The organism is Streptomyces sp. NPDC046862 (assembly GCF_040704615.1).
GTDB lineage: Bacteria > Actinomycetota > Actinomycetes > Streptomycetales > Streptomycetaceae > Streptomyces.
In genome coordinates this window covers 56,196-82,209 of record NZ_JBEYXP010000024.1, presented here as the reverse complement: position 1 = coordinate 82,209, position 26,014 = coordinate 56,196, and the positions used below count along the sequence as shown (strand labels likewise).

General features: G+C 71.7%; 13 protein-coding genes. 3 read left to right on the top strand and 10 right to left on the bottom strand.

Translation table 11 applies throughout. The annotated features are described in order from the left end of the window. Positions 1 to 20: 20 nt before the first annotated feature. Together AB0959_RS26060 and gntD are read right to left on the bottom strand one after the other, a co-directional pair. Entirely contained in the window at positions 21 to 5,228 is a 5,208-nt protein-coding gene (locus AB0959_RS26060) for an amino acid adenylation domain-containing protein (protein WP_366828970.1), read from the bottom strand. Between the two features lie 40 nt (positions 5,229 to 5,268). Next, a complete protein-coding gene (gene gntD, locus AB0959_RS26055) occupies positions 5,269 to 6,369 on the bottom strand; it encodes a guanitoxin biosynthesis L-enduracididine beta-hydroxylase GntD (protein WP_366828969.1) in 1,101 nt (366 codons plus the stop codon). Between the two features lie 171 nt (positions 6,370 to 6,540). Between gntD and AB0959_RS26050 the strand changes: the two genes are divergently transcribed. Continuing rightward, entirely contained in the window at positions 6,541 to 7,275 is a 735-nt protein-coding gene (locus tag AB0959_RS26050; RefSeq protein WP_366828968.1) for a hypothetical protein, read from the top strand. On the opposite strand, the gene AB0959_RS26045 is transcribed toward AB0959_RS26050, so the two are convergent. Both AB0959_RS26045 and AB0959_RS26040 read right to left on the bottom strand, forming a co-directional pair. Beyond that, the gene (locus AB0959_RS26045) at positions 7,257 to 8,591 is read right to left on the bottom strand and encodes a helix-turn-helix transcriptional regulator (RefSeq protein WP_366828967.1); all 1,335 of its coding nucleotides are present in this window, start codon (positions 8,589 to 8,591) and stop codon (positions 7,257 to 7,259) included. The genes AB0959_RS26050 and AB0959_RS26045 overlap by 19 nt on opposite strands. Further along, positions 8,591 to 8,788: an MbtH family NRPS accessory protein gene (locus tag AB0959_RS26040; RefSeq protein ID WP_366828966.1), complete on the bottom strand. Its 198-nt coding sequence runs from the start codon at positions 8,786 to 8,788 to the stop codon at positions 8,591 to 8,593. The genes AB0959_RS26045 and AB0959_RS26040 overlap by 1 nt, the downstream gene beginning before the upstream one ends. A 431-nt stretch (positions 8,789 to 9,219) precedes the next feature. On the opposite strand from AB0959_RS26040, the gene AB0959_RS26035 reads away from it, so the two are divergent. Further along, on the top strand, positions 9,220 to 11,178 hold the full coding sequence (locus tag AB0959_RS26035; protein WP_366828965.1) for a histidine kinase: 1,959 nt from the start codon (positions 9,220 to 9,222) through the stop codon (positions 11,176 to 11,178). A 26-nt stretch (positions 11,179 to 11,204) separates the two neighbouring features. Continuing rightward, complete coding sequence (locus AB0959_RS26030; RefSeq protein WP_366828964.1) at positions 11,205 to 11,825, top strand: response regulator transcription factor; 621 nt, start codon at positions 11,205 to 11,207, stop codon at positions 11,823 to 11,825. Between the two features lie 12 nt (positions 11,826 to 11,837). Here AB0959_RS26030 and AB0959_RS26025 read toward each other — a convergent pair whose 3' ends face one another. The 6 genes from AB0959_RS26025 to AB0959_RS26000 are packed head-to-tail and all read right to left on the bottom strand — an operon-like array spanning position 11,838 to position 25,965. Next, entirely contained in the window at positions 11,838 to 12,575 is a 738-nt protein-coding gene (locus AB0959_RS26025; RefSeq protein ID WP_366828963.1) for a thioesterase domain-containing protein, read from the bottom strand. Positions 12,576 to 12,595: 20 nt separating this feature from the next. Continuing rightward, positions 12,596 to 13,891 carry a cytochrome P450 gene (locus AB0959_RS26020; protein WP_366828962.1) on the bottom strand — a complete coding sequence of 432 codons (1,296 nt, stop codon included), beginning with the start codon at positions 13,889 to 13,891 and terminating at the stop codon, positions 12,596 to 12,598. A 2-nt stretch (positions 13,892 to 13,893) separates the two neighbouring features. Then, a complete protein-coding gene (locus tag AB0959_RS26015) occupies positions 13,894 to 16,206 on the bottom strand; it encodes a non-ribosomal peptide synthetase (RefSeq protein ID WP_366828961.1) in 2,313 nt (770 codons plus the stop codon). Next, positions 16,206 to 20,672, bottom strand: coding sequence for an amino acid adenylation domain-containing protein (locus AB0959_RS26010; RefSeq protein WP_366828960.1), 4,467 nt, complete (start codon positions 20,670 to 20,672; stop codon positions 16,206 to 16,208). Before AB0959_RS26010 ends, AB0959_RS26015 begins: the two co-directional genes overlap by 1 nt. Before the next feature lie 15 nt (positions 20,673 to 20,687). After that, a complete protein-coding gene (locus AB0959_RS26005; RefSeq protein ID WP_366828959.1) occupies positions 20,688 to 25,190 on the bottom strand; it encodes a condensation domain-containing protein in 4,503 nt (1,500 codons plus the stop codon). Positions 25,191 to 25,194: 4 nt separating this feature from the next. After that, positions 25,195 to 25,965, bottom strand: coding sequence for an alpha/beta fold hydrolase (locus AB0959_RS26000; protein WP_366828958.1), 771 nt, complete (start codon positions 25,963 to 25,965; stop codon positions 25,195 to 25,197). Positions 25,966 to 26,014 lie beyond the last annotated feature (49 nt).

Sequence of the window (26,014 nt, the reverse complement as noted above, 5' to 3'; positions counted from 1 at the left end):
CCAGGTGGGGGCGGTCCGGGTCAGGGGGTCGTCTCGGCGTCGTCACGGCGGCGCATGGGCTCCGGCAGGCGCTCGGCGCCCGCCGCCACCTCGTACCGGCTGCGGTCGGCCCGGGTGATCGGACCAGCCGTGCGGACCACCGCGCCCTCACCGCGGGCCTGTTCGATCAGTCTGGAGATCCGTTCGACCGTCGGGTCGGTGAACAGCTCGTGCAGCGGCACCGTCACCGCGTAGGTCTCCTTGATGCGGGACGCGAGCCGGGTCATCAGCAGCGAGTGCCAGCCGAGCGCGAACAGGTCGTCGTCGCGGCCCACCGCCGGCAGCGCCACCATCTCCGCCACGAGCCGCGCGACCTCCCGCTCGGTGTCCGTCGCCGGGGCCGCGTCACCGGCGCGCGGCGCCGAGCTGGGCAGGGCGCGACGGTCGACCTTGCCGTTCGTGGTCACCGGGATCGCGTCGATCTCGATGAACGCGGACGGGACCATGTACTCCGGCACCCGTGTCCGCAGATGGCCGCGCAGCTCACCCGGCGACCAGCCGTCCCGTTGCCCGGGCACCACGAACGCCACCAGTCGCTGAGTGCCGTCCGGTCCGGGCTCGGGCAGCACGACGGCGTCCCGCACCCCGGGGTGGGTGGTCAGCGCCGCCACGATCTCGCCCGGCTCGACCCGGTAGCCGCGCACCTGCACCTGGTCGTCGATCCGGCCGAGGTATTCCAGAGCACCGTCGGGACGCAGCCGGCCCAGGTCGCCGGTGCGGAACAGGCGCTCGCCGGGCAGCACCGGATGGGAGGTGAAGCGGGCCGCGGTCAGCTCCGGCTCGTTCAGGTAGCCGTCGGCGAGCAGGACCCCGCTGACGCAGATCTCGCCCTCGGCCGCGGGCCGCCCGTCCTCGTCCAGCAGGACGATCCGCGCACCGGCCAGTGGCGGGCCGATCGCGATGTCGTCGTCGCCGGGGCCGACCGGGCCGACGGTGGCGACGACCGCGGTCTCCGTCAGGCCGTACAGGGTGGCCATCGGCACCGACGGGTCGCCGTGCGCACGCCAGGTCGACAGATGCCCCGGCATGAGCTTCTCGCCGCCGAAGACGAGGTGTCGCAGCGTGAGCCCGGTCAGCCGGTCCGGCGCGGCCAGGGTCATCTCGCGGAACACCGCGGGTGTATGGCCCAGCACCGTCACCCGCTCCCGGCGCACCAGGTCCCAGAAGGCATCCGCCGACATGGTCGACCCCGCCGGAACGATCACCAGGGTGCCGCCGTGGACGAGGCAGCCCCACAGCTCCCACACCGAGTAGTCGAAAGCGAAGGAGTGGAACTGGGTCCACACGTCGTCCGGGCCGAACCCGAACCCGGCGGTGGCCGCGAACAGGTTCGCCAGCGCCCGGTGCCCCACCGGCACGCCCTTCGGGCGGCCGCTCGAACCCGAGGTGAAGAGGACGTAGGCGAGCCGGTCGAGGTCGGCGTGCGGGAACGGCGCGTGCGGCTCGCGCTCCGACCGGTCCAGGACGGTCAGGCCGTGCTCATCGATCAGGTAACGGGGCCGGGCGCTGTCCAGCACCAGGCTCCGCCGCTCCTGCGGGTGAGCCGGCTCCAGGGGCACGTACGCAGCCCCGGACTTCATCACCGCGATCACCGCGACCACGAGGTCGATCGAGCGCCGCAGCTGGATCGCCACCAGGTCGGCCGGCCCGGCGCCGGCCGCGCGCAGTTCGGCGGCGAGCTCTCGGGCGCGGGCGTCGAGCTCCCGGTAGCTGAGCCTGAGCCCGTCGCAGACCAGGGCGGTCGCATCGGGACGAGCCGCCGCGTGCGCCTCGAACCGCTCGTGCACGCACCGCAGCGGACCCCGCACCGGCCCGCCGTCGAGCACCAACTCCCGGGCCGACGGCTGAGGCCTCAGCTGCGGCAGGTCGCCGAGCGTCTGTTCGGGCTCGTCGACGAAGGCCTCCAACAGCGCCGTCAGATGGGCCGCCGCCCTGCTCACCGGCTCGGCGTCGAACAGACCCAGGTCGTACTGCAGCCGGCCGGCCAAGGCGCCGTCGATCTCGGCGACGGTGAGCACCAGGTCGAACTGCGCGCCCCCGGACGGCAGGGACAACGTCTCCACCCGCAGGCCGCCGATCGTCCCCGCCGAGCCCGCCCGGTTCAGGGCCAGCGCCGACAGCACCGCGCCGTGCTCGCCGATCGGGCGCTGCCAGGCCAGCACCGCCTGTACCAGAGGCGACCGTGCCCGGTGCCGGACGGGCTGCAGCCGGTCGACCAGCGCGGAGAAGGGCACCTCGGAGTGCGCGAGTGCATCACGCGCCGCGTCGTGTGCCCCGGTGATCAGGTCGGCGACGGACCTGCCCGGCGTGACGTCCGCGCGCAGCGGCACGATGTTCACCAGCAGCCCGACCGTGTCCCGGTGCGCGGCCCTGCCGCGGCCGTGCGCGGGCGACCCGACCAGCAGGTCCTCCTGGCCGCTCCACTGCCCGAGCAGGGTCTGGTAGGCGGCCATCACCACGCTGTAGGGGGTGGTTCGCAGCCGCTGAGCCAGCTCGACGATCCGGGCGGACAGCCGTCGGCCGACAGCGAAGGGCACCTCGCCGGTCTCCATGCGCCGCGTGCCCGGCGTGCCCTTCGCCGTCGGCAGCGCGAGCAGCGTCGGAGCACCGTCGAGACGCTCACACCAGTGCGACAGCGACTCCTCGGCCGGCGCGGCCAGGGTGTCGGCGTAGGCCGAATAGGGCGCGGGCTGCGGCAGGTCCGGTTCGGTGCGGCGCAGCGCCGCCGGGTACAGGACGTCCAACTCCCGCAGCAGCACCTCCATCGACCACAGGTCGGTGACGAGATGGTCGACGGCGATGACCAGGCGGTGCTCGTCCGGGGCGAGGAGGAACAAACCGGCCCGCAGCAGCGGGCCGTCTTCCAGGTCGAACGGCTCATGGGCGAACGCGGCGATCCGCTCGTCCAGTTCCGCGGCAGTCCAGCCGGCCGCGTCGAACTCCTCGAACCGGGGCGCCAGCCGGGCGTGCACATGGCCGACAGGGGTGCCGTCGCCGAACGGGAACGTGGTGCGCAGCGCCTCGTGCCGGTCGGACAGCTGCTCGATCGCCCGGCGCAGCGCGGACGCGTCGACCGGACCGGTGATCCGCAGCGCCATGGCCAGAAGGTGGGCCGGGCTGCCGGGCACCAGATGGTGCTCCAGCCAGAACGAGGCCTGCCCGGGTGGGCACGGCAGATCGAACGGCGGGGTCGGCACCGGCGGGGTCGGCACCGACGGCCCGACCGGAGCGTGGGGGCTCCGTGAGACCGCGACCGCGATCGTCTCGACGAGCTCGGATCCGGTCATGGCCAGGGCGTCGTCCGCCGGGGTGTCGACGCCGAACCGGGTGGCCAGCCGGTGCTGCAGCTGGATCGCCGCCATCGAGTCCAGGCCGAGCGCGACCAGGGGTTCGTCCAGGTCGATCTGCTCGGGCCGCAGCCGGGCCAGCGCGGCCAGTTCCTCGCGCACGAGGTCCGCGGCCAGCAGGATCCGGGCGACCGCCCCGCTCGGGAGCGGCTTCGGCTCCCGGGGGCGCGGTGCGGCGGGGACGGTGGTGTCGTCGGCGACGGCGAGGATCTCCAACTCCCCGCTCAGGTAGGCGGCCCGGCAGGCGTGTCGCTGTACCTTGCCGCTGGAGGTCTTGCGCAGCTCGCCGGGTTTGATGACCGCGACCGTGTGCGGCCGTACCTCGTGGTCGGCCAGGACCGCGGTGCGGATGCGGTGCGCGAGCCCGGCCAGGTCGCTCTTCTGCTCGCGCGGCCCGACCTCGGCCACCACGACGAGCTCCTCGTTTTCCTCCAAGGTGACCGCGAAGGCCGCGCAACCGCCTTGCCGGACCCGCTCGTCCGCGGTCTCGGCCGTCCGCTCGACGTCCTGCGGATAGTGGTTGCGGCCGCGCACGATGACCAGGTCCTTCCTGCGGCCGGCGACGTACAGCTCGCCGTCGTGCCGGTAACCGAGGTCACCGGTGCGCAGGAAGGGCGTCCCGTCACCGTCGGCCAGACGGGCCCGGAAGACGCTCTCGGAGACCTCCGGCTGGTTCCAGTAGCCCTGCCCGACCCCGGCGCCGGCCACCCACAGTTCGCCGGTCCGGCCCGGCCCGCACAGCTCGCGGGTCTCCGGGTGCACGACCTCCATCCGGACCCCGGCCGGGGTGACCCCGGAGGAGACCCTGCCCTGCGGGTCGCGCAGCATGCCGCTGCCGACCCGGCGCGCCGAGGCCAGCAGTGTCGCCTCGGCCAAGCCGTAGCAGGGCGTCATCGCCGACGCCCGGAGTCCGCACTCGGCGAACGTGGCGGTGAACCGTTCCAGTGTCTGGGCCCGGATCGGTTCGGCCCCGTTGAAGGCCAGTTCCCAGTTGCTCAGGTCGAGTCCGGCCCGCTCCTCGGGGGTGATCCTGTCGACACACAGGTCGTAGGCGAAGTTCGGCCCGCCGCTGGCCGTAGCACGGGTCCGGCTGATCGCCCGCAGCCACTGCACCGGGTCCCGCACGAAGGCCATCGGCGACATCAGGGTCGAGGTACCGCCGCAGTACACCACCTGCAGGATCGAGCCGATCAGCCCCATGTCGTGGTACATCGGCAGCCACGACACCGCGCGGGTCCGTTCGGACGTGCCGAACATCTCCTGGATCATCGCGGAGTTGGCCAGCAGGTTGCCGTGGGTCAGTACGACACCGCGCGGCCGTCCGGTCGAGCCCGAGGTGTACTGCAGGAACGCGATCGTGTCCGGGCCCGCTCCGGGATGCTTCCAACGCGCCGCCGGCTCCGGGCCGATCAGGTCCGTGGCGATCGGCTCGCGGCCGCCGACCGTGGTGTCGGCCGGCAGCCGGTCACGGATGAACGAGGTCGTCAGCACGCACGCCGGCTCCGCGTCCTCGATGATCGCCAGGACCCGCTCCACCGAACGGCGCTGCCGGGTCGGCGGATAGGCCGGCACGGCGATCGCTCCGGCGTACAGGCAGCCGAAGAACGCCACCAGGTAGTCCAGGCCCGACGGGTACCAGAGCATGACCCGCTGCCCGGCCAGGCCCTCGGCCTGCAGATACGCGGCGACCGTGCGGGCGCCCCGGTCCAGCTCCGCGAAAGTGAGGGTGGCCTCGTCCTCGCCGTCGTCGGCCAGGAAGGTGAAGACCACGGCGTCCGGGCGTCGCGCGGCCATCGCGCCCAGCACACCGATCCAGGTGTCCGCGCTCTGCATAGTCCTCATGCCTTTCACTCCGGGATGTTCCTGGGGGGCGAACGGGCCGTCAGATCACGGCCCGGCCGTGCGGGCCGAACCTGCGGTCCTCGGACTTGCGCAGGTCGGCCGTGACGTTGATCCGCCGCAGCCACCTGTCGGTGCCGTCGTACCGGGCCTGGAACGGACGTCGGCCGTGCACGGCACGGAAGTTGTCGATGATGAGCATTTCGCCGGGAGCCAGCACCACGTCACGCATGCTCGCGTCGAACTTGCTGATCACCTCTTCGAGCGCCCCTTCGGCCGCCGGATCGTCGAGGTCGCGCTCCATGAAGGCCGGGTCGAGACGGACGAACGGCGCCCGCCGGTCGCCGCCGAGTATCGGCACTCGCACCGGGTTGGTGTTCATCTCCCGCACCCGGTCGAAGGCGTCGGAGACGGCCTCGACGTCCTCGTCGAAGCCGGTGGTGTCGGCGTTGAACTCCGCGGTGTGCGACTCGTCCGGCTTGATGATGAACCGGTCCTGGAACAGCAGCTCCCGGGTCCTGGGCGTGAGGTCCAGGTCCTGCAGCGGCGCGAACATCGTCGGCACCCCGTCGTGGTTCCGGATCCCGATCAGCATGATCCAGTCGGCCCGGTAGGGGTGGAAGGCATCCTCGTTGTGCCACTCCAGGAGCGCCGTCGAGCTGGAGCCCAACTGCGACTCCTCGTGTCCGCTCACCGGGAAGACGTCCAGCACCATCCGGCCCCGCTGCTGGGTGAGGTACGAGAACGGGTTGCCGAGCAGCGACCCGATCATCAACAGCAGGCAGGCGGCCTTGTCGACCTCGCGGCCCTGCGGGTCGTCCGTGTACTTGGTCGGCGTCGGACCCGCCGCGGACTCGTCGATCGGCAGCCCGGAGATCACCACGCCGCCATAGGGCCGACCCGAGACCCGGAACCCGGTCAGCGCCGATCGCAGTCGCTCGGGCATCTCGTGGGCGCGCACCGCCAGGCGTTCGAGCCGCAGCTCCAGAGCGGTGTCGGGGTCCTCGTCGAGCACATCGTCGACCAGTGCGAGGATCGCCGCGGTCTCGGCGTCGGTCAGCCGGATACGCGGCGCACCCTCGTCGGGGGAGAGTGGATCGGACGGCGACGTCCCCTGCTGTACGGCCGAAGTGGTCTGACCCACTGGATACCTCCTCGCTCGTGGCGGGCCGGGGCCCGCCCATGGGTCGTCGATGGTCCGAGCCTGCTTCCGTCCCCGGTCAGGACGACAGTCGGGAACATCCCTGACAGCAGCGCCGGGCCCGTCCGGCAGTGGCGCGGCCTACCCTCGGCCCATCCGGCTGAAGGAGAGGTCATGTCAGCGCTCATCGAGGCGCGGTACAACGGTCCGGCCGCCAGCGCCAACGGCGGCTACGCGTGCGGGACCTTCGCCGCTCTCACCGCTGCGCCCGCCGCCGTCACCCTGCATCTGCCGCCGCCGCTCGGGGTGCCGCTCACCGCCGAGCCCGCGGGCCGCCGCACCCACGTGTGGAACGGCGACGACCTGGTGGCCACGGTGGCCGCGGCAGCCGGGGACGTTCCGATCGTGCCGCCGGTCCCGGCCGAGGTCGCCGAAGCCTGCCAGTCGGACTTCGGCGGCCGGGCCTTCCACCCCTTCCCCTCCTGTTTCGTCTGCGGCCTCGACCGGGCCGACGGGCTCAACCTGCGGCCCGGACCTGTGCCCGGTCGGCATGGCACCGTCGCCTGCACATGGCAGCCCGACGCCTCGCTCGCCGGTCCCGGCGGCACCGTCCGCCCCGAGGCCGTGTGGGCAGCGCTCGACTGCCCCGGTGGCTGGACCACCGACCCCGCCCGGCAGGCGCGAGTGCTGGGCCGAATGACGGCCCGGATCGCTGTGACGCCCATCCTCGGCGAGCGGTGTGTGATCGTCGGCCGGTCCGACCCCGGGCAGGGCCGGACCCTCACGAGCCACACCGCGCTCTACCGCGACGACGGGACGCTGTTGGCCGGGGCGAGCGCGATCTGGGTCGCCATCACCGCGGGAGACGTACCCTCACCCCGCGCGTCGGCTCAGCGGCCCTCCCGCTGAACGGCCTCGCTGGTCAGGCCGACCAGATGGGCGACCTGGGTGCGTGAGCCGATCCCCAACTTGGTGAAGATGCGGGCCATGTACGTCTCCACCGTCTTCGGACTGAGACCGAGGGCGTGGGCGATCTGCTGGTTGGTGCGCCCCTCGCTGACCAGCTGTGCGATCTCCATCTCGCGGCGACTCAGTGTGTTCAGCACCCCGCCGGGCTGCGCCGCGGCCGGCACGGTCGGCCGCCGTGACGCGCCGGGCGCCGCGACGGGCTTGCGCCGCCCGCCGCCGAGCGCCTCGACCGCCAGGGCCAGCGAGCGTCTGGCCTGCCGCGCCCAGATGTCGGCGAACGGGGCGGCCAGACCCAGGGCTCGTTTGGCTGCCTCGGCCGCGCCGGACGGATCACCCGACGCCAGGAACACCTGACTCCGCAGTGTCAGCGCGGCGGCCCGCATCGGTGCGCTGCCGCACCGCGACGCCAACTCCTCGGCGCTGTCCCGACAGCGCGCGGCCGCCTCGACGTCTCCCTCCTGCAGCCGCACCCGGCCCAGTCCCACTTCGGCGAACGGCCTCAGATAGTGCTGCGCCCCCGGGCCGGCGACGTCGATCACCCGGACGAAATGCTCGGCCGACCGGTCCAGCAGGCCCAGCAGCCGCTCGGACTCGGCGACCCAGTACAGAGTCTCCAGCCGTCCGGCCAGTTCCTCGTACGCGCAGGCATCGACCAGCTCGGCCGCGGTGTGGGCCGGGACGAGCGCGTCGTCGGGTCGGCGCCGCCCGATCCGCACGATCGCCTGCTGTGCCAGGCCCTGTGCCCGTACCACCGGATCGGCGTGCCGGACCGTGCCCGCCAACCGGCGGTCCAGGCCCGGATCAACTCCGCCCGAGCTCAGCGCCGCGGCGCTGAGCTCCAGCGTCAGCCCGGCGGTGAAGCCGGACGCCGAACCGTCGGCAGCGCCGCGGGAAGTGCCGCGGGTAGTGCCGCCCTGCCGGGCGGCACAGGGCAGGGCGGCCTCATGTTCCAGTAGTGCGATGCCCTCACAGAGCACCGCCCGGGACCTGGCGTACCGGCCGAGCAGCCGCGAGACCCGCGCGTACCATTCGACCGCCTCGGCCCGCTGCGGGGAGGGAAGCTCCGTCTGCGGCGGCCGCAGCGCGCTCCACAGCACTCTGCCGCTCTCCTCCAGGCGCCCGGCGATCGCCAGCTCCTTGCCCAAGCCGGCCAGCTCGACAAGGAGATCGACGCTGCCCGGCTCGCCGGAGTCCGCCGCGGCCAAGGTCGCCGACTCGGCGGCCCGCACGGCCCGGCCGAGCATGTCCGTGGTCATCAGCCCATCGCTTCGCGGACACTGCGCGGGCGCATGTCCGTCCAGTGTTTCTCGATGTAGCCGAGACATTCGTCCTTGGTGCCGCGGACCCCGACGGTCGTCCAGCCGTCCGGTACCTCGCGACCGACCCGCCAGATCGAGTACTGCTCCTCGTCGTTGACCACGACGTCGTACTTTTCCGGAATCTGATTGCTCATTTCTTATCCCCCGTCAACTCGCGGATCAGAGAATCGGCAACCAGTCTGCACAGGGTGCACTTCAGAGCACAGTGACGGTTCCATCCCTGCAACATGAAGAATTCATACGGCGGGTTGTGGCGCTGGGACTTAGCAGCGAATTGAGTCATGCGCGTGACGGCATATGTATTCCTCGGTACGGACCAATCGGGCTTCCCGCTGTCACGCCACAACTCACGATCAACTACTGGCGCAGGAGACTAGAAATCACCAGTGCTCCAAATGTTAGGCTCCGACTGGTCCGGCGTGGCAGATGACCAGATCAGACCGTTCTGCCGCGTCGCCGGGTCGGGGGAGGACACGTGCCGATGCACGGTTCGCATTTCACAAATAGTTTCACCAGGACGGGGGAGGTCGAGGGGGAATCACACCGGCGGGCGCCCCGCCTGTCCTTGCTCGTCACCCTCGCCGTCCTGGCCGGGTACGCCCTCATCACCGTGATGCACGTGCTCGCCCAGCGGCCGGGTCCGATGCTGTCGGCCGGGTTGTTACCCTGCCTGGCCGCGGTCGTCGTCCTGCAACTGGCGCACTCCGCCCACCGCCCCGGTACGTGGAGGGTGCGCACCCTCGTGCTCACCCTCAGCGCCCAGGCCGTGGTGACCTACGTCCCGTTGCTGTGGATCGGTGAACCCTGGGGCCTGATGGCCGGATTCTTCGCCGGATCGCTGCTGCTGGCCGTCCCGGGCCGAGCCCGCTGGCCGCTCTGCCTCGCGGCCGCGATCGCACTGCCCGTCCTCACCTGGCGCGACGGCGGGGCGGCCGCCGCCGTGCGAGGCATCGGCGACATGCTGCTCATCGGCCTCATCGTCTACGGCGTCAGTTCGATGTCCGCGATCGTCGCCGAGAACCACGAGGTCCGCCGCGCCCAGGACTGGATGGCCGTCACCCGCGAACGCCTTCGTGTCGCCCGCGACCTGCATGACCTGCTCGGCTACAGCCTGTCGGCGATCATGCTGAAAAGTGAACTCGTCCACAGGCTGCTGCCGGCCGACCCCGCCCGCGCCCGCGCCGAGGTCACCCAGGTGGTGGGGATGGCGGGCACCGCCCTCGCGGACCTTCAGCGGGTCACCACCGGCGACGCCGATCTGTCCCTTGCCGACGCCGCGCACTGCGCACGGTCGACCCTGACCTCCGCGCGGATCGAGGTCCGGACCGACATCGCCTGTGGTCCCCTCCCGCGTCGGGCCGACACCGTCCTGTCGATCGTGCTGCGCGAGGCCGTCACCAACGTGCTGCGCCACAGCAGGGCTCAGCGCTGCACCGTGCACGCCGGCCGCGACGAGGCCGCCGTCCTCCTCCAGGTCGCCAACGACGGCGTCGAACCCGGCACCGAGCCCGGCAACGCCGGCAGCGGCCTGCGCAACCTCACCACGCGTCTCACCGCCATCGGCGGAACCCTCACCACCGGCACCACCCCCGAGGGCTGGTTCCGGATGAGCGCGCGGGTCCCCCTTCTCCCCACGCACGGCGACCCGGCCCGCGGTGGAGACGGCCCGTCGGTACGGGAACGGGAGGGCGGCGGTGATCCTGGCGGGGAAACCGAGACGCGGCGCGGGCGTGGCTGGGCCCTCCGGCTGTCCAGGACCATCACTGTGACGGTGCTCGCCGGGTACGCGCTCACCGCCCTCGTCCGTGTCGCGGACACCGAGCCCAACGGCAAAGGCACGGCAGCCTTCCTCGGCTGCTTCGCCGTCGTGTTCGTCCTGCAACTGCTGCACTCTCTGCGCCGGCTGCGGACCTGGCCGGTGCATCTGCGCGCGCTGTCGCTGACCGCCCAGACCGCCGCGACATACGTGCCCTTGGCGTGGATCGGTGAGCCCTGGGGCGTGATGGCCGGGTTCCTCGCCGGATCGCTGTTGCTCGGCAGCGGTGGCCGAGCCCGATGGGTGCTGTACGCCGCCGGTGCGCCGGCCGTCGCGGCGGCCGCACTGCTGTCGGGCGAGTCCGCGGCACAGGCCGTCGACCTGGCCGTCACAGCCCTGGTCGGTGGCCTGGTCGTGTACGGCGTCAGTTCGCTCTCCATGCTCGTCGCCGAGAATCACGTGGGTCGCAGCGCGCAGGCCCGTCTGGCCGTGGCCCGCGAACGCCTCGTCGTGGCCCGTGAACTGCACGCCCTGCTGGGCGGCAGCCTGTCGGCCGTGAGGCTCAAGAGCGAGCTCGTCCAAGGGCTGCTGCCGGCCTCGCCTCACCGTGCCCACGCCGAGGTCGTCGAGGTCCTCGGCATCGCCCGCAAGGCCGTCACCGATGTGCGCCTCGTCGCCGGTGGCTACCGCGGACGACTCGCTCGACCCGCCGCCCAGCCCGGCATCCGGAAACCCTTACCAGCGGTAACGGCGTCAAAGGTTGTATAGGACCTTCGGGATGTAAAGGGCTGCTGGTGGAGAAGCGGTTACTCAAAATACTCGTCGCCGAGGACATGGACATGGTGCGCGGTGCCCTGGTGGCGCTGTTGGAACTGGAAGAGGACCTGAAGGTCGTCGCCACCATCGACAGCGGTGAACAGATCGCCCCCGCCGCCCGCAAGTGGCGCCCCGATGTCGCGATCATCGACGTCGGCCTGCCCGAGCTCGACGGCCTCAGCGCCGCCGAGCTGCTGCACCGCGAGGTACCCGGCTGCCGCACCCTCATCCTCACCGGTCTCGGCCGGCCCGCCATCCTGCGTCGAGCCATGGCCGCCCACGTCTCCGGCTTCCTGCTCAAGGACTCGCCGTCCGAAGGCCTGGCCCGGGCGGTGCGCGACGTGGCAGCCGGCCGCCGGGTCGTCGATCCCCAACTGGCCATGTCCGCCTGGGACATCGGCGAGAACCCCCTGTCGGAACGTGAGACCGAAGTGCTCTGGCTGGCCTCCCAGGGGGCCGAGGCCACCGAGATCGCCGCCAAGCTGCACCTGTCGGCCGGCACGGTCCGCAACTACCTGACGACGGTCGTGCTCAAACTCAACGCCCGCAACCGCCTCGACGCGGTCAGGATCGCAGTCGAGGCGGGCTGGCTGATCTGAGAGCCGGCCGAGTCAGCCGGTCATCCCCTTCACCAGGATGTCCATCAGCTCGGGCGGCGCGTCCATGAACCGGTAGTGGGCTCCCTCCAGCATCTCGAAGGTGGTCTCGCCGCAGTCGGACCAGCCGGCCATCAGACGGTGGTCCACCTCCGTGTCCCGCGACCAGCCCAGCGCCGTGATCGGCGAGTCCAGCCGGGTCGGCCGCTCCGGCCGGTACCTCTTGTTGGCCTCCACATCGGCGCGCAGGATGCCCAGGCTCATCTCGATCAGCGACGGCAGCGGCTTGCCGCCGAGCTGGACGATCAGACTCCGCACCTCCTGCGCCAGCGCCTCGTCCGACATCTCCAGGAACCGGCCCGCCGGCCCCTGGTGCGGTGCCACCTGGGACGAGACGAACAGCCGGGCCGGCGCGGGGTAGCCGCGCTCCATCAGCCGTACCGTCGTCTCGTATCCCGGCAGCGCCGAACCGCAGTGCCCGAAGAAGGCGAACGGCCGGTTCAGATGAGGCCGCAGCACCTCCACCAGATCGTCGGCGAGCTCCTCATAGGTGGCATAGGGGTCCTCGCGCAGCCGGTTCTCCCGGCCCGGCGGCTGGATCGGCACGATCTCCACCTCGCCGAGGAACCGCGGCCACTGCCGGTACATGCTGGCGCCGCAGCCCGAATAGGGCAGGCAGAAGACACGGGCGGCGCTCTCGGGCGACGGCTCGCGCAGGAACCACTGCTTCCGGCTGATCGCGGGCGTGCTCATCAGAACCTCTTCCTCTCGGGTCAGGCCGGCTGCGGTTCCTGGACGCCCTCGACGGCCTGTTCGTACAGGTGCCGGGCGTCCTTCTTGATCTCCGTGCGGAGCGGCATGTGCTTGATGCCCGCCACGAAGTTGGAGTGCAGATGCTCGACGGGACCGGTGATCTCGAACCCCTCGAAGTTGTGGATCAGCTCGTCGAACAGGATCTGCATGGTCAGGCGGGCCACCGTGTGGCCGACGCAGTAGTGGGAGCCGACGCCGAAGGTCATGTGCCGGTTCGGCTTGCGGCGGATGTTGAACTCGTACGGGTCCACGAAGACCTTCTCGTCGCGGTTGCAGGCGCCGAGCCACACCACGACCGCCTCGCCCTGCTTGATCAGCTTGCCGCCGAGCTCGACGTCCTCCAGCGCGTACCGCATGAAGTGGTTGGCCGGCGACGCCCAGCGCAGCGTTTCGTCGATCGCGGTCTTGTGCACAGTGGAGACGTTGGCGCGCCAGTCCTCGAACACCGGGGTCGTGGTGAACTCGATCATCGCTCCGGTGGGCACGTAAGGCGTGGTGACGTTGGCGCCCAGGATGAGGCTGTAGCAGTTGGAGAGGATCGCGCCGGTCTCGGGCCTGCGGCCGTCCAGATCGATGCTGAGCAGCGTGCTGATGAGGTCGTCGCCCAGATCGTTCCTGCGGACCTTCACGATGTCGTGGAAGAACGCGAACAGCTCGCGGTGCGCCAGTTCGAGGGTGCGCTTGGCCTCGCCGCTGGTGAACTCCGGGTCCTCCGGCGCGATCGACATCGCGGTCAGCTCGGTCAGCCTCGGCCAGGACTCGCGCGGAACCCCCATCATCGTGCCCGCGGCCGCCATGGGAAGCATCATCATCGCCTCGGCGAAGTCGAACGTACCGCCCGACAGAGCCGGGGCCAGCACCCGCCGGATCTCCGTCTGGATCGCCGGACGGTAGCGCTCGACCGCCTTGTTGGTGAGCGCCTTCTGTACCGGCTCACGCATCCGGGAGTGCTGCGGCGGGTCGGTGGCGGCCATCTGCCGGCCGCGCGCGGGGTCGTCCTTGCCGAGCAGGAACAGCATCGTGCCACGCTGCGAGGTGAACCGGGTGTGGTCCCGCAACACCAACTCGCCCTCGGCGTACGTGGTGACCGACCAGAAGCCGAGCTCGTCGCCCGCGTTCTGCCAGCGCACCGGGTCCTCGGCCCGCATCCTGGCCCACGCGGCGTGCGGATCGCCCTGGCTGAACAGACCGTGGTCCATGAAGTCGACCTGGTCCAGGTCGACGGGCTGGAAGTTCTCCGGACGGGAAAGCTTCATGGTCATGCCTCTTTCCGGGTGTCGGCGAGCAGTTCTTCGATGGCCACGGCGAGCTCGCCGATGGTGGGGTGCAGATAGAGGGTGCGCGCGGATATCGCGACCGCGTACTCGGTGTGCAGGGCGCCCAGCAACTCCGCGGCGATCAGAGAATGGCCGCCCAGCTCGAAGAAGTCGTCCTCGAGGCCGATCGGCTCGACCGCGAGCAGATCGCTCCACAGATGCGCCAGATGCGTCTGCACCGGGCTCCGTGGCGCTACGAAGTCGGAGGCGAGGTTGCGGGTGACGCGGCGGGCCGCGGGCAGCGCGTCGCGGGCTACCTTGCCGGTGGGGCCGAGCGGGAGCGCGTCCAGAAGGATGATCGCCCACGGCACCAGGTAGGACGGCAGCCGGTCGCGCAGTGCCTCCCGGAACTGGGCGGAGCGGCCCGACGGGCCGACCTCGGCGGGGTCGTCGGCCACCACGTAGGCGACCAGGCGCTTGCCGCGGCTGCCGTCGAGCTGGGCGACGACGACCGCCTCGTGCACGTCCGGGTCCTCCAGCAGTGCGGCCTCGACCTCGCCGGGCTCGACCCGGAAGCCCTGCACCTTGATCTGGCGGTCGGCGCGGCCGAGGAACTCCAGAGCCCCGTGGCTCTGCCAGGCGGCCAGGTCACCGGTGCGGTACATGCGCTCGCCCGCGGCGAACGGATTCGGCACGAACCGGTCGGCGGTCGCGTCGGGCCGGTTGAGATAGCAGCGGGCCAGGCCCTCACCCGCCGCGTACAGCTCGCCGGGCACGCCGACCGGGACGGGCCGCAGATCGGAGTCGAGCACCAGCGCCCGGGTCCCGCTGATCGGCGGGCCGATCGGGACAGTGCCGGAGAGCGGTGCGGTCCGGCTGGTCCAGCATGCCGTGAACGTGGTGTTCTCGGTCGGGCCGTAGCCGTTGGTGAAGACGAGGCCGGGGTTGTCATGAAGCGCCTGGGCCAGCTGGGTGCGGGAGATGACGTCGCCGCCCGCGAGCAGGTGCCGGACGCCGGTGAAGGCATCAGGGTGCAGGGCGGCGAGCTGATGGAACAGCCCGGCGGTCAGCCACAGCACGGTCACCTCGGCGGTCTTCAGCAGCCGGGCGAGCGCCGTCAGGTCGACATGGCCGGGCGGGAAGATCTCCAGCCGCGCACCGATCGTCAGCGGTGCCCACAGCTCCAGCGTGGAGGCGTCGAAGGCGACCGGGGCCAGTTGCAGGAACACGTCGTCGGCGCGGAAGTCGGCCCAGTCGGGCGCCCGCACCAGCCGGCTGACGGCCGCGTGCGGGATGGCGGCGCCCTTCGGCTCTCCGGTCGACCCCGAGGTGTAGCTGACGTAGGCGAGGTTCCCGGCGTGCACGCGCGGACGTGTGAAGCCCTCGGTCGCGGGGCCGTCGACCGCGACCACCGTTGTGCCGTCCGGGACGCGATCGGCCAGGTGGTCCTGCGCCACGACCACGGCCGCGCCCGTGTCCCGGACCAGATGCTCGATCCGGGCAGGCGGCAGGTCGGCGTCGATCGCCGCGTAGGCACCGCCCGCCTTCAGCACCCCGAGCAGTGCCACGACCAGTTCCACCGAGCGTTCGGCGAGGACGCCGACGACGTCGTCCACGCCGATGCCCTCGGCGACCAGCCGTGCCGCGAGCCGGTTCGCCCGCTCGTCCAGCTCGGCGTAGCTGAGTGTGGTCCCGGTGCAGCTCACCGCCGGACGGTCCGGCGTGCGTGCCGCCTGAGCCTCGACCAGCTCGTGCACGCACGCCGCGGGCACCGGCGCGATCCCGGTCTTCCCGAACGCCAGGACCCGGGCCACCTCCTCCTCGGTCGCCAGCGGAAGAGCCGAGACCCGCGTGCCGGCACCGCCCTCGGCCAGAAGGGTCAGAAGCTGCGCGACGAAGGTGGTGGCGGTGTCCGGCTCGGTGGCCGGCGCCCAGGCGAGGCGACCCCTACGGCCGCCCGGTGCCGCCCACACCCGCACCACCAGCGGCGCGCCGGTCACCGCCGCCACAGGCGCCGACGGGTCGGCCCCGGCCTGGTACTCGATGTCGAACGGTTCACCGATGGTGCCCGCGGACGGCGGCGTGGCAGCCTGCTCGGTCAGGTCCCCGAACGTGGTTTCCGCCGTGACGTCGGCACAGATCGTGGAGACGACCCGCCCGTCGCCGACGACGGCGACCCGCACGTTCTCCTGCGTGCTGCGGCGGTGCAACAGGGCGATCAGGGCGGCCAGTACGGCCTCCTCCGGATACCCGCCGAGGCCGAACTCCTCGGTTCGCGCGGGGCCGGGGGACTGCTGCCCTATGACGGTGGTCATCAGGACTCCTCGGTGATGGAGCGGGCGGGTATGCGCAGGGCGACGCCGCACGGGCCACCCGGGTCGCCCACCCGTGCGTCGGGCCGGGCGGCGACGGCGGTGAGCAGATCGAGATAGTCGTCGGCGATGGCGGCCACACGGCCGTCGCTGTACAAGTCGGTGCGATAGGTCTGGACGAGATGCGCCTCTCCCGCGCCGCCGGTCAGCCGCATCGCGAACCGGCCCTGGGAGCGCTGATAGGGCACCTGCTTGGTGAGCGTTCCCGACAGGCTCGCCTCCACCGGAACGTCCGGGTTGGTCTCCTCGGTGAACAGCACCGGCAGGTCCAGGCCCGGGCACAGTCGCGCGATGTCCGCGACCGGCAGATCCCGGTGGTCGAGGTCGGCGGCGACCTGGTCGCGCACCCGGGCCAGGAGCTCGCGGAAGGTCAGGGCGCCGTCCAGCCGGACCCGGATCGGCGGCTCGTTGATGAAGACGCCGAGCACGCCCTGGGTCTCCGGCCGTTCCCGCAGCGAGATCGGACTCATCAGCACGATGTCGTCCTGACCCGAGTAGGCGCCGAGCAGCACCGCGAACGCGGTCAGCGAGACCATGTAGAGGCTGGCCCGCTCCCGCGCGGCCAGGGCCCGCAGCCGGTCCACCAGAGCGACGTCGATCGGCTTCTCCCGGGTCCGGCCGGCGAGGCTCAGCCGCTCCGGCGGGTCCAGGTCGTACGGAGGCCGCAGGGTCCGCGCACCCGCGAGCCGCTCGGTCCAGTAGGCCTCGAGCCGCTCGCGGTCCCGCTCGAGCCGGTCGTTCTGCCAGGCGACGACGTCCACGGCCTGCACCGGCAGCGGTTCCAGCGGCGGTTCGTCGCCGGTGGCCATCGCCGCGTAGGCGATGGACAGCTCCTCGCAGAAGACCTCCAGGGATCGAAGGTCGCCGATCTGGTGGTGCATGACCAGCACCAGCACGTGCCGTTCGGGAGCCAGACGCAACAGCCGCAGCCGGACCAGCACGTCGGTGGCCAGGTCGAACGGTTCGTCGAACACCGCCACCGTGGCTGCCGCCACCTCGTCCTCGGTGACGTCGACCACCGGCGCGGTCAGCGGCCGCGGCTCGGGATCGACGCAGGCGACCAGTTCGCCGTCCTCCATCACCCACCGCGTGCGCAGAGGCTCATGACGGTGTGCCATCCAGGCGAGCGCCCGCTCGAAGGCCGCGACGTCGAAGGGCCCGTCCAGGTCCATCGAGCCCACCAGCACGAAGGCGTCCTTCTCCGGATCGTCCTCGTGGTAGCTCCAGTAGATCCGTTCGGTGCCCGAGGTCGCGAAGCGCTGGACGCCCGCGGTGCGCGGCAGCCGCGGGATACCGTCCGCAGCCGTCGTGAGGGTCCCGGACGTGATGCGGGCGGCGATCGAGGCGATCGTGGTCGCGTTGCCGAACAGCGAGCGCAGCGGCAACTCGACACCCAGCCGATCGCGGACCTCGGCGACCATCCGTACCGCCGCCAGCGAGTTGCCGCCGAGGTCGAAGAAGCCCGCGGTGACCCCGACCCGTTCCAGGCCGAGCAACCCGGCCCAGATGTCCGCCAGTTCCTCCTCGGCGGGGGTGCGTGGTGCGAGGTACTCCTGCTGCACCACGGCGGCGTCGGGTTCGGGCAGCGCGTCCCGGTCGATCTTGCCGTTGGCGCTGAGCGGCAGTTCGAGCACGGGCACGAACAGGGCCGGCACCATCCACTCCGGCAGCCGCGCCGTCAGATGAGCCCGGACCGAGGTGACGTCGAGCTCGCCACGCGGCACGACGTAACCGATGAGACGCAGGGTGCCGAGCGGGTCGGGCCGGGCGGCGACGGCGCAGCCCACCAGATCCGGGTGCTCGGCGAGGACCGCCTCGACCTCGGCCGGCTCCACCCGGAAGCCGCGGATCTTCACCTGGGCGTCGGCGCGGCCGAGGAACTGGAAACCGCCGGAGGACGGGCGGCGCACCATGTCGCCCGTGCGGTACAGCCGCGCGCCGGGTGCGCCGAACGGGTCGGGCACGAACCGGTCGGCGGTCATGCCCGGTTTGCCGACGTAACCGCGGCCGACGGCCGGTCCGCCGATGTACAGCTCGCCGGGCACCCCGTCGGGGACGGGCCGCAGCCACGAGTCGAGCACGTAGAGGTCGGCGCTGGCGATCGACTCTCCGAGCGGCACGATCAGATCGGGGTCGCCACCGTGGTCCACGACGCGGACCGACGATGTGCAGCACGCCTCGGTGACACCGTAGACCTGCACCAGGTCGCCGTCCCATCCGCGCCAGGCCTCCAGGCCGCGCAGCGTCGGCGCCGTCTCCGACCCGAAGATCAGGCGGCCCAGGCTCGTCGGGACCGCGGCCCGCTCCCGCTCCCCCCACCCCACCAGTCGGGACGGTGTGGTCGACAGCGTGGTCGCGCCGGTCTCCGCGACCAGGTCCCACAGATCCTGTGTCTCCAGCGGCGGTTCGCCGTCGGGCAGGGCCACCGACCCGCCGGTCGTCAGGTACGGGTAGACCTCCTCGGCGACCACGTCGAAGCCGAGCGGCGCCAGCTGAAGCGCCCGGTCGGCCGGAGTGACGCCGAACGCCCGCGCCAGCGCCGCGGCGAAGGCGGCCAGGCCGCGGTGGGTGTTCATCGCGCCCTTGGGACGTCCCGAGGAGCCCGAGGTGTAGACGATGTAGGCGAGCTGCTCGGGACCCACCTCCACCTCGGGAGCGGTGTCCGGGCCCTCCAACGGCCCGTCCACGAGGACGGCCTCCACCTGAGGCAGTGCCTTGGCCAGCACCGATGTCGTGACCGCATGGGCCACGCCGGCGTCGGAGAAGATGTACCTCAGACGGTCGGCCGGGTAGGCGGGATCGGCGGGCACGTAGGCGCCGCCCGCCTTGAGGATCGCCAGGAACGCCACGATGAGGTCGGGCGAGCGAGGCAGCAGCACCCCGACCGGCGTCTCGGCGCGGACCCCCCGCTCGCGCAGCACGTGCGCCAGCCGGTTGGCCCGCCGGTCGAGCTGGGCATAGCTGAGGCTCCGCTCACCGCAGATCACCGCGACGGCGTCAGGGGTCGCCGCGGCCTGCCGCTCGATGATCCGGTGCACGGCCTCCGCCGGCCCGTCCGCCCGTGCGGCACCGGCCGTGTCCGCCTCCATCAGCGGCAGTTCGGAGATCTGCCGGTCGGCGTCGGCGAGTACCCCGTCGAGCAGCGTGTTCAGATGCCCGGCCATCCGCTGGACTGTCCCGGCCTCGAACAGTTCTGTGCTGTACTCCAGGGACACCAGGTGGCCGCCGTTGACCGGAGAGATGTCCAGTGACAGGTCGAACTTGGCCGTCCGGGTCGCGACCGCCTTGGCCTCGAACACCAGGTCGCCGACCCGCCACTCGCCCTGGTCCACGTTCATCAGCGAGAACATCACCTGGGCGAGCGGCCCGCCGTTGCCGGTGTACCGGGCCGGCTGCAGCTCCTCCACCAGCTTCTCGTACGGCACGTCCGCGTGGGCGTAGCCGCCCAGACAGGTCTCCTTGATCCGGCCGAGCAACTGACCGAACGTCGGATCACCGGACAGATCGGCGCGCAGCACCAGCGTGTTGACGAAGAAGCCGATCAGCAGTGCCACCTCCGACCGGTCACGCCCGGCCACCGGCGTGGCGACGGTGAAGTCGGTGCGGCCGGTATAGCGGGACAGCAGCACCGACCACACCGCCATGACCAGCATGAACGGGGTGACCTCCCAGTCCTTGGCCATCTTCTCGATGCGCGCCATGTGCCCGTCGGGCAGCATGTAGGAGAAGGTGGCACCGGCCGCAGTCGGCACGGCAGGACGGGCGAAGTCGGTCGGCAGCAGCAGCGGCGTGACCCCTGCGAGCTGGTCCTTCCAGTAGCCGAGCTGTTCGTCGAGGTACTCGCCCCGCAGCGTTTCGCGCTGCCAGACGGCGTAGTCGGCGTACTGCAGGCGCAGTTCCGGCAGCCGCGGCCGTCGCCCCGCCGTGAAGGCCTCGTAGCAGATCGCCAGCTCCTGGAACAGAATGGCCGAGGACACTCCGTCGGTGACGATGTGGTGCATCACCAGCACGGCTGTGTGCTCGGTGTCAGAGGTGCGCAGCAGCCGCATACGCAGCAGCGGCCCGGCCGCCAGGTCGAAAGGTTTCTCGATCTCGGTCTGGACGAGGTCCTCAAGATCCTCGGGACGGGCGTCGGTGACCGGCAGGCCGATCTCCAGCTCGTCGTGGATCACCTGGACGGGCTCGTGGCCGTCGAAGGCGAAGACGGTGCGCAGCGCCTCGTGCCGGGCGACGACCGCGTTCAGCGCGCGGTGCAGCGCGGCGACGTCGAGCGGTCCGGTCATCTTCACCGCGGCCAGCACGTTGTAGGTGGGCTGGCCGGGGTCGACCTGTTCGAGCAGCCACAGGCTCTGCTGCGCGAAGGACGTCTCGACGACGAGCGTGCCGGGATCCTCGGTAAGGATGCTCATGTCCGCTCCTCCCTGTCATCGGGCGGCCGCGGTCGCGGCCTCGCGGTTGCGGCGGGTGCGGTAGCTGGAGCGGTCGATCCGCTGGATCGGGACGAGTTTGGGCGCGCCGTCCCCGGTAGCCTGGACACCGTCGATGTACTCGGCGGCCGCGGCGACCGTCGGCGACTCGAACAGCCGGCCGAGCGGCAGGTCCACGTCGTAGACCTCACGGACCTTCTCGACCACCTCGACGCCGAGCAGCGAGTGCCCGCCGAGAGCGAAGAAGTCGTCGTGCACACCGATGCGGTCCAGGCCGAGCGCGTCCGCCCAGATCTTGGCGATGGCCTTCTCGGTCTCGGTGGCCGGCTCGCGCTGGGCGGCGGCCTCGTCGGCGGGAAGCGTCACCGGCAGCGGCAGGCGCGTGTGGTCGAGTGTGCCGTCGAGGTGCAGTGGCCAGTCGTCCACCATCACGAAGGCGGACGGGATCATGTACGTCGGGAAGTAGACCTGCAGGTGCGAGCGCAGCTGCGGGGACACCGAGCGGATCCGGGCGGCGCGCACCGGGTCGTTGGTCCACTCGCCGGGCGGCTGGGCGGCCGGGGCGACCGCCGACAGCACCGGTCCCAGCGGAGGGCCGTCTCCCGCGCGCGGCAGCAGCAGCACATCGACCGTGCCCGTTCCGGAGCAGCGGACCGACACCTCGTACCCGGCGTCCTGGCCCGCGGTGACCAGCTCCTGCGGATCGACCGGTCCGCCGGGCGCGGCGAGCACCGGCCGGATCGACTCGGTCAGCTCGCCCACGGTCCGCACCCGGCCGCTGTGCAGCAGTTCGAGCGACTGGAGCTTCACGTTCAGCCGGATGTCGGGCACCCCGGCGAGCATCAGCGGAGTCTGCGACTGTCCGGCCAGACGGTCCTTCAGACGGGCGGTGGTGAGGCCTTCGACGTCCCAGTCGAGGGTCGTCCAGGGCACGTCGGCCGGCTGCCCGCCGATGTGCAGGACGACGTCGTAGCGGAAGAGGGACAGCTCGTTGCGGCCGCGGCCGAGCTTGGGCAGGAGGCTCACCCCGGTCACACCCGGCAGCCGGGAGGCCAGATCGACGAACGCCTCCGGCGCCACGACCAGTTCCTCCTCCGCGCCCGCCCGGCGGGAGACCTGCTCCAGCAGGGCGTCGGCCGGGTCGTCGGGGTCGGCCGCGCCCCAGGGAGCCGACAGGTGCAGTGCCTGGGCCAGCGGCAGGCTGCGTACGTCGCCGAGGTAGATGCGACCGCCGTCGCGGACCACGCGCAGGCTCTCGCGCAGGACGTGCTCGAGGTGACCGAGGCCGGGGAAGTAGGAGACGACGCCGTTGAACACGACGGTGTCGAAGGAGTCGTCGTCCAGACCCGAGAAGTCGTCCGGACCGCGCTCCAGCAGCCGCACCGACTCGGCCTTCGTGGCCAGCCAGTCCTGGTGCTGCCGGATTCGGGTGAGGGCGCGGGCCGACAGGTCGGTGCCGACATAGGCGCCGTCGCAGCGGGCGGCCAGCTTGAACAGCAGCGACCCGGTCCGGCACCCGATCTCCAGGACGTCGTGCGGACGCAGGCCGAGGACGCGGCGGAACGTGGCCTCGGCCCACTCACCCATCTCGCCCGCCGAGACGAAGTCGCCGGTGCTGGGGCTGGTCCAGCCACCCAGGTTGAGACCCGGGTCGGCCTCGGCGGCGCGGTTGCCGTAGGCCTCCTCGAACGCCTTGCGCCACCTCTCGACGTCCCCGGAGTCCTCGCTGTCCTCGCGCAGCGACACGTAGGAGACCAGCCCGGCCTCCGGGTCGGGGTGCGGCAGCACCGCCGCGCGGCCGACCTCGGCGTGGGCGGCCAGACTCCCGGCCAACTCGCTGAACTCGACCCGGTGACCCTGGAGCGTGAAGGCGTGCTCGGCCGGGCCGAGCAGGTCGAGGGTGCCGTCGGCGAGCCAGCGGGCGCGCAGCCCGCTCCGGTACAGCCGGGCGCCGGGACGGGACGGGTCCGGTACGAACGCCGCTGCCGTGCAGACCGGACGTCCCCAGAACCCGCGCGGCTCGTACGGCAGTCCGAGCCAGAGCTCGCCCGGCACGCCGATCGGCACCAGTTCGGTGTGGTGGTCGAGGACGAAGAGGCGGGCCCCACCGGAGGAGCGGGTCACGATGTCGGCGGCGGCCTCGGCCGCACCGGTGAGGGTCTCGACCTCGACTCCCGGCAGGGCGCGTTCGACGTCGGCCAGCAGTGCCGGCCACGGCTGTTCGGCGTCCAGGACGATCCGGCGCAGTGTGCCCCGCAGCCCGTGCACGGCAGGGTCCGCGAGCAGCGCCTCCAAGGCGGACGGCGTGGTGCGCAGAGTGCCGACCGTAGCGGGCACCCCTTCGTCGACGACCAGCGTGGCGCCCGCGGTCAGGGGCCAGAGCAGGTCCCACGGCGCGGCGTCCAGGCCGGCCCGGGCACGTGGCAGTACGTGCTCGCCCACCGTGAGGGGGAAACGTCCGCTCATCCAGGTGAGCCGGTGGACGACACCCGCGTGGGTGGTGCAGAGCCCGGCCGGGGTGCCGGAGATCTTCTTGGCGTACGACAGGACGGCGAGCGCGTCCGTCGACACGGCGGTCCCGGGAGGTGTCCCCGGGTAGCCCTCGATGCGTTCGCCGACCGTGTCGAGGGCGAGCATGCGGACCGAGCCGTCGACCTCGTCGAGCCTCAGCCGGGAGTCCAGCAGGGTGTCCCCGTCGGTGAGGACCAGCTTGGAACGGGTGTCGGTGATGGCCGCCCGGACGTCGGCGCCCTTGTGCTCCGGGTTCAGCGGGACAGCGGCACCGCCCGCCTTCAGCACCGCGAGCATCGCGACCAGCCGCAGCGCCGACGGCGTCAGCACCACCGGGACCGGCGTGTCGGTTCCGACGCCCAGGTGCCGGAGCCAGTGCGCCAGCTGATTGGCCCGCACGTCCAACTCTTGGTAGGTCCAGGGCGTCCCGTGGTCGAGGACGGCGATCGCGTCGGGAGCCGTGGCGGCCCGGCGTTCGACCAGCGCGTGCACGGTGGAGGGCTCGGTGGCCTCCGGAACTCCGGCCAGCTCGGTGGTGACCGTCTCCCGCTCGGCCGCGCCGAGCAGAGGCAGTCGCCACACCGCCAGGTCGGGGTCGGCGACCGCTCCGGCCACGACCGTGGTCAGCCGGTCCAGCATGCGCCGGACGACGTCCTCGCGGTACAGGTCGGTCGAGTAGTAGACCATCCCGGAGATCTCGCCGTCGTCCTCCACCGTCAGGTCGACCTCCAGGTCGAACCGGGCGGTGTTGGTGCTGAGCGCCTCGACCTCGAAGCTCACCTCGGGCAGGTCGATCCGATACCTGGGTTCGTTGTGCAGGCCGAGCTGGTGACGGACCAGCGGGGCGTGCGACATCGAGTCGCGCTCCGGATTGACCTCCTCGACCATCTTCTCGAAGGGCACATCCTGGTGGTCGTAGGCGCCCAGGCACACATCGCGGGCCTGGCGCAGCAGTTCGCGGTACGTCGGCTCACCGGAGAGGTCCATGCGCAGCGGGAGCTCGTTGAGGAAGCAGCCGATCAGCGGGGCGATCTCACCGCGGGTGCGCCCGGCGATGGGACAGCCGATGATGATGTCGTCCTGCCCGGACCAGCGGGCCAGCACGACCGAGTAGGCGGCGACCAGCGCCATGTAGGGGGTGGCACGCTCGGACTCGGCCAGCCGGGTCAGGCCGGACACCAGCTCGGCGGGCATCCGGTAGCGGACCGTGCCGCCGTCCCAGGTCAGCGTCGTCGGCCGGGGAAGGCCCGTCGCGGCGTCGACCAGACGGGTCTCGTGCAGCCGCTCGCGCCAGTAGACCAGCTCTTCCTCCATCTTCTCGGGGGTGAGGTAGCGGCGCTGCCAGGCGGCGAAGTCGCCGTACTGCAGATCGAGCGGTTCCAGCGGCGACTCCTGACCCGCCGAGAACGCCCCGTACAGGGCGGCGATCTCACGGATCAGCAGGTTCAGCGACCAGCCGTCGGTGGCGACGTGGTGCTGGCAGAGGATCATCAGGTACTCGTCGTCGGCGAGCCGCAGCAGCAGCGGCCGCAGCATCAGGTCGGTCTCCAGGTCGAACGGCCGGGACGTCTCGCTGGCGCAGTGCTCCCGCACCGCCGCCTGCAGGGCGTCACCGGCGAGATGGCGCAGATCGGTGACCGGCAGCTGAAGGTCGGGGGCCTCGTTGACCCGCTGCACGCCACCCTTGCCGTCGGGGCCGACGTGGTAGGTGGTCCGCAGTACCTCGTGCCGCCGGACGGTCTCCGTCAGGCACCGCCGCATGACGTCGACGTCGAGGTTGCCGCGGAGCCGGGCCGCGCCGGCGACGTTGTACATCGTCTCTTCCGGCAGCATCCGGTTCAGGTACCAGATGCGCTGCTGGGCGAACGAGAGCGGAAGTCCGGACCTTTCGTCGGCGACACGGGTGATCCGGGCGTCACCGCGGCCGATCCCTTGCCGGTCGAGCAGGCGGTCGAGCAGCCGTCGCTGCTCGGCGGAGAGCGGTCGCATCGCGTCATACCTCCAGGTGGACGGTCGGGCTCAACAGCTGCCTGATGTCGTGTTTGAGCCGGGACAGGAGGATCGGCTCGGCCTCCCGGGTGAAGAAGTGGCCACCGGGGAAGACCTGCAGCCGGTAGTCGCCGTCCGCGCCGGACTCCACTGCCCAGCCCGCGGCCTTGGCAGGGTCGATCGTGGTGTCGGTCGCGCCCAGGTACACCCGCACCGGGCACCCGAGCGGTTCCTCGGGCAGGTGCCGACGAGCCCGCAGCATGCCGAGATCGGCACGGATCACCGGGCGGAGCATGTCCAGGAACTCTTCGTTCTCGAGGATCGCGGCCGGGGTGCCGCCTGTGTCGACGAGGAACCGGGTGATTCCGTCATCGGTCATCCGGCCGGCGTAGTCGCGCGTGTGCAGGACGGCGGGAGCCTCGCAGGCCGCGGCCACGAATCCCGTCGGGCGCCACGGCCGGCGCCGTCGGATCGCCCGGCACAGCTCGTATCCGACGACCGCCCCCATGCTGTGACCGAAGATGATCAGGGGCCGGTCCAGCAGTTCCTCGATCTCCTCGCACAGCGGGCCCTCGGCAAGCCGCGTCAGATCCGTGAAGGGCGCCTCGCCGAGGCGCGAGCCGTGGCCCGGCAGCTCGACCGCGACCAGGCCGACCCCGGCGGGCAGCAGCCGCGGCCAGTGCCGGTACAGATGGGCGCCACCGCCGGCGGGGGGCAGACACACCAGACGCACCGCCGGGTCGTCGTCGCGGGACCAGTTCCGCAGCCAGGCCATTGGTCTCCTTCGTTCGATGTCTGAAGTGTCGGCGGCCCGGGCCGCGAAG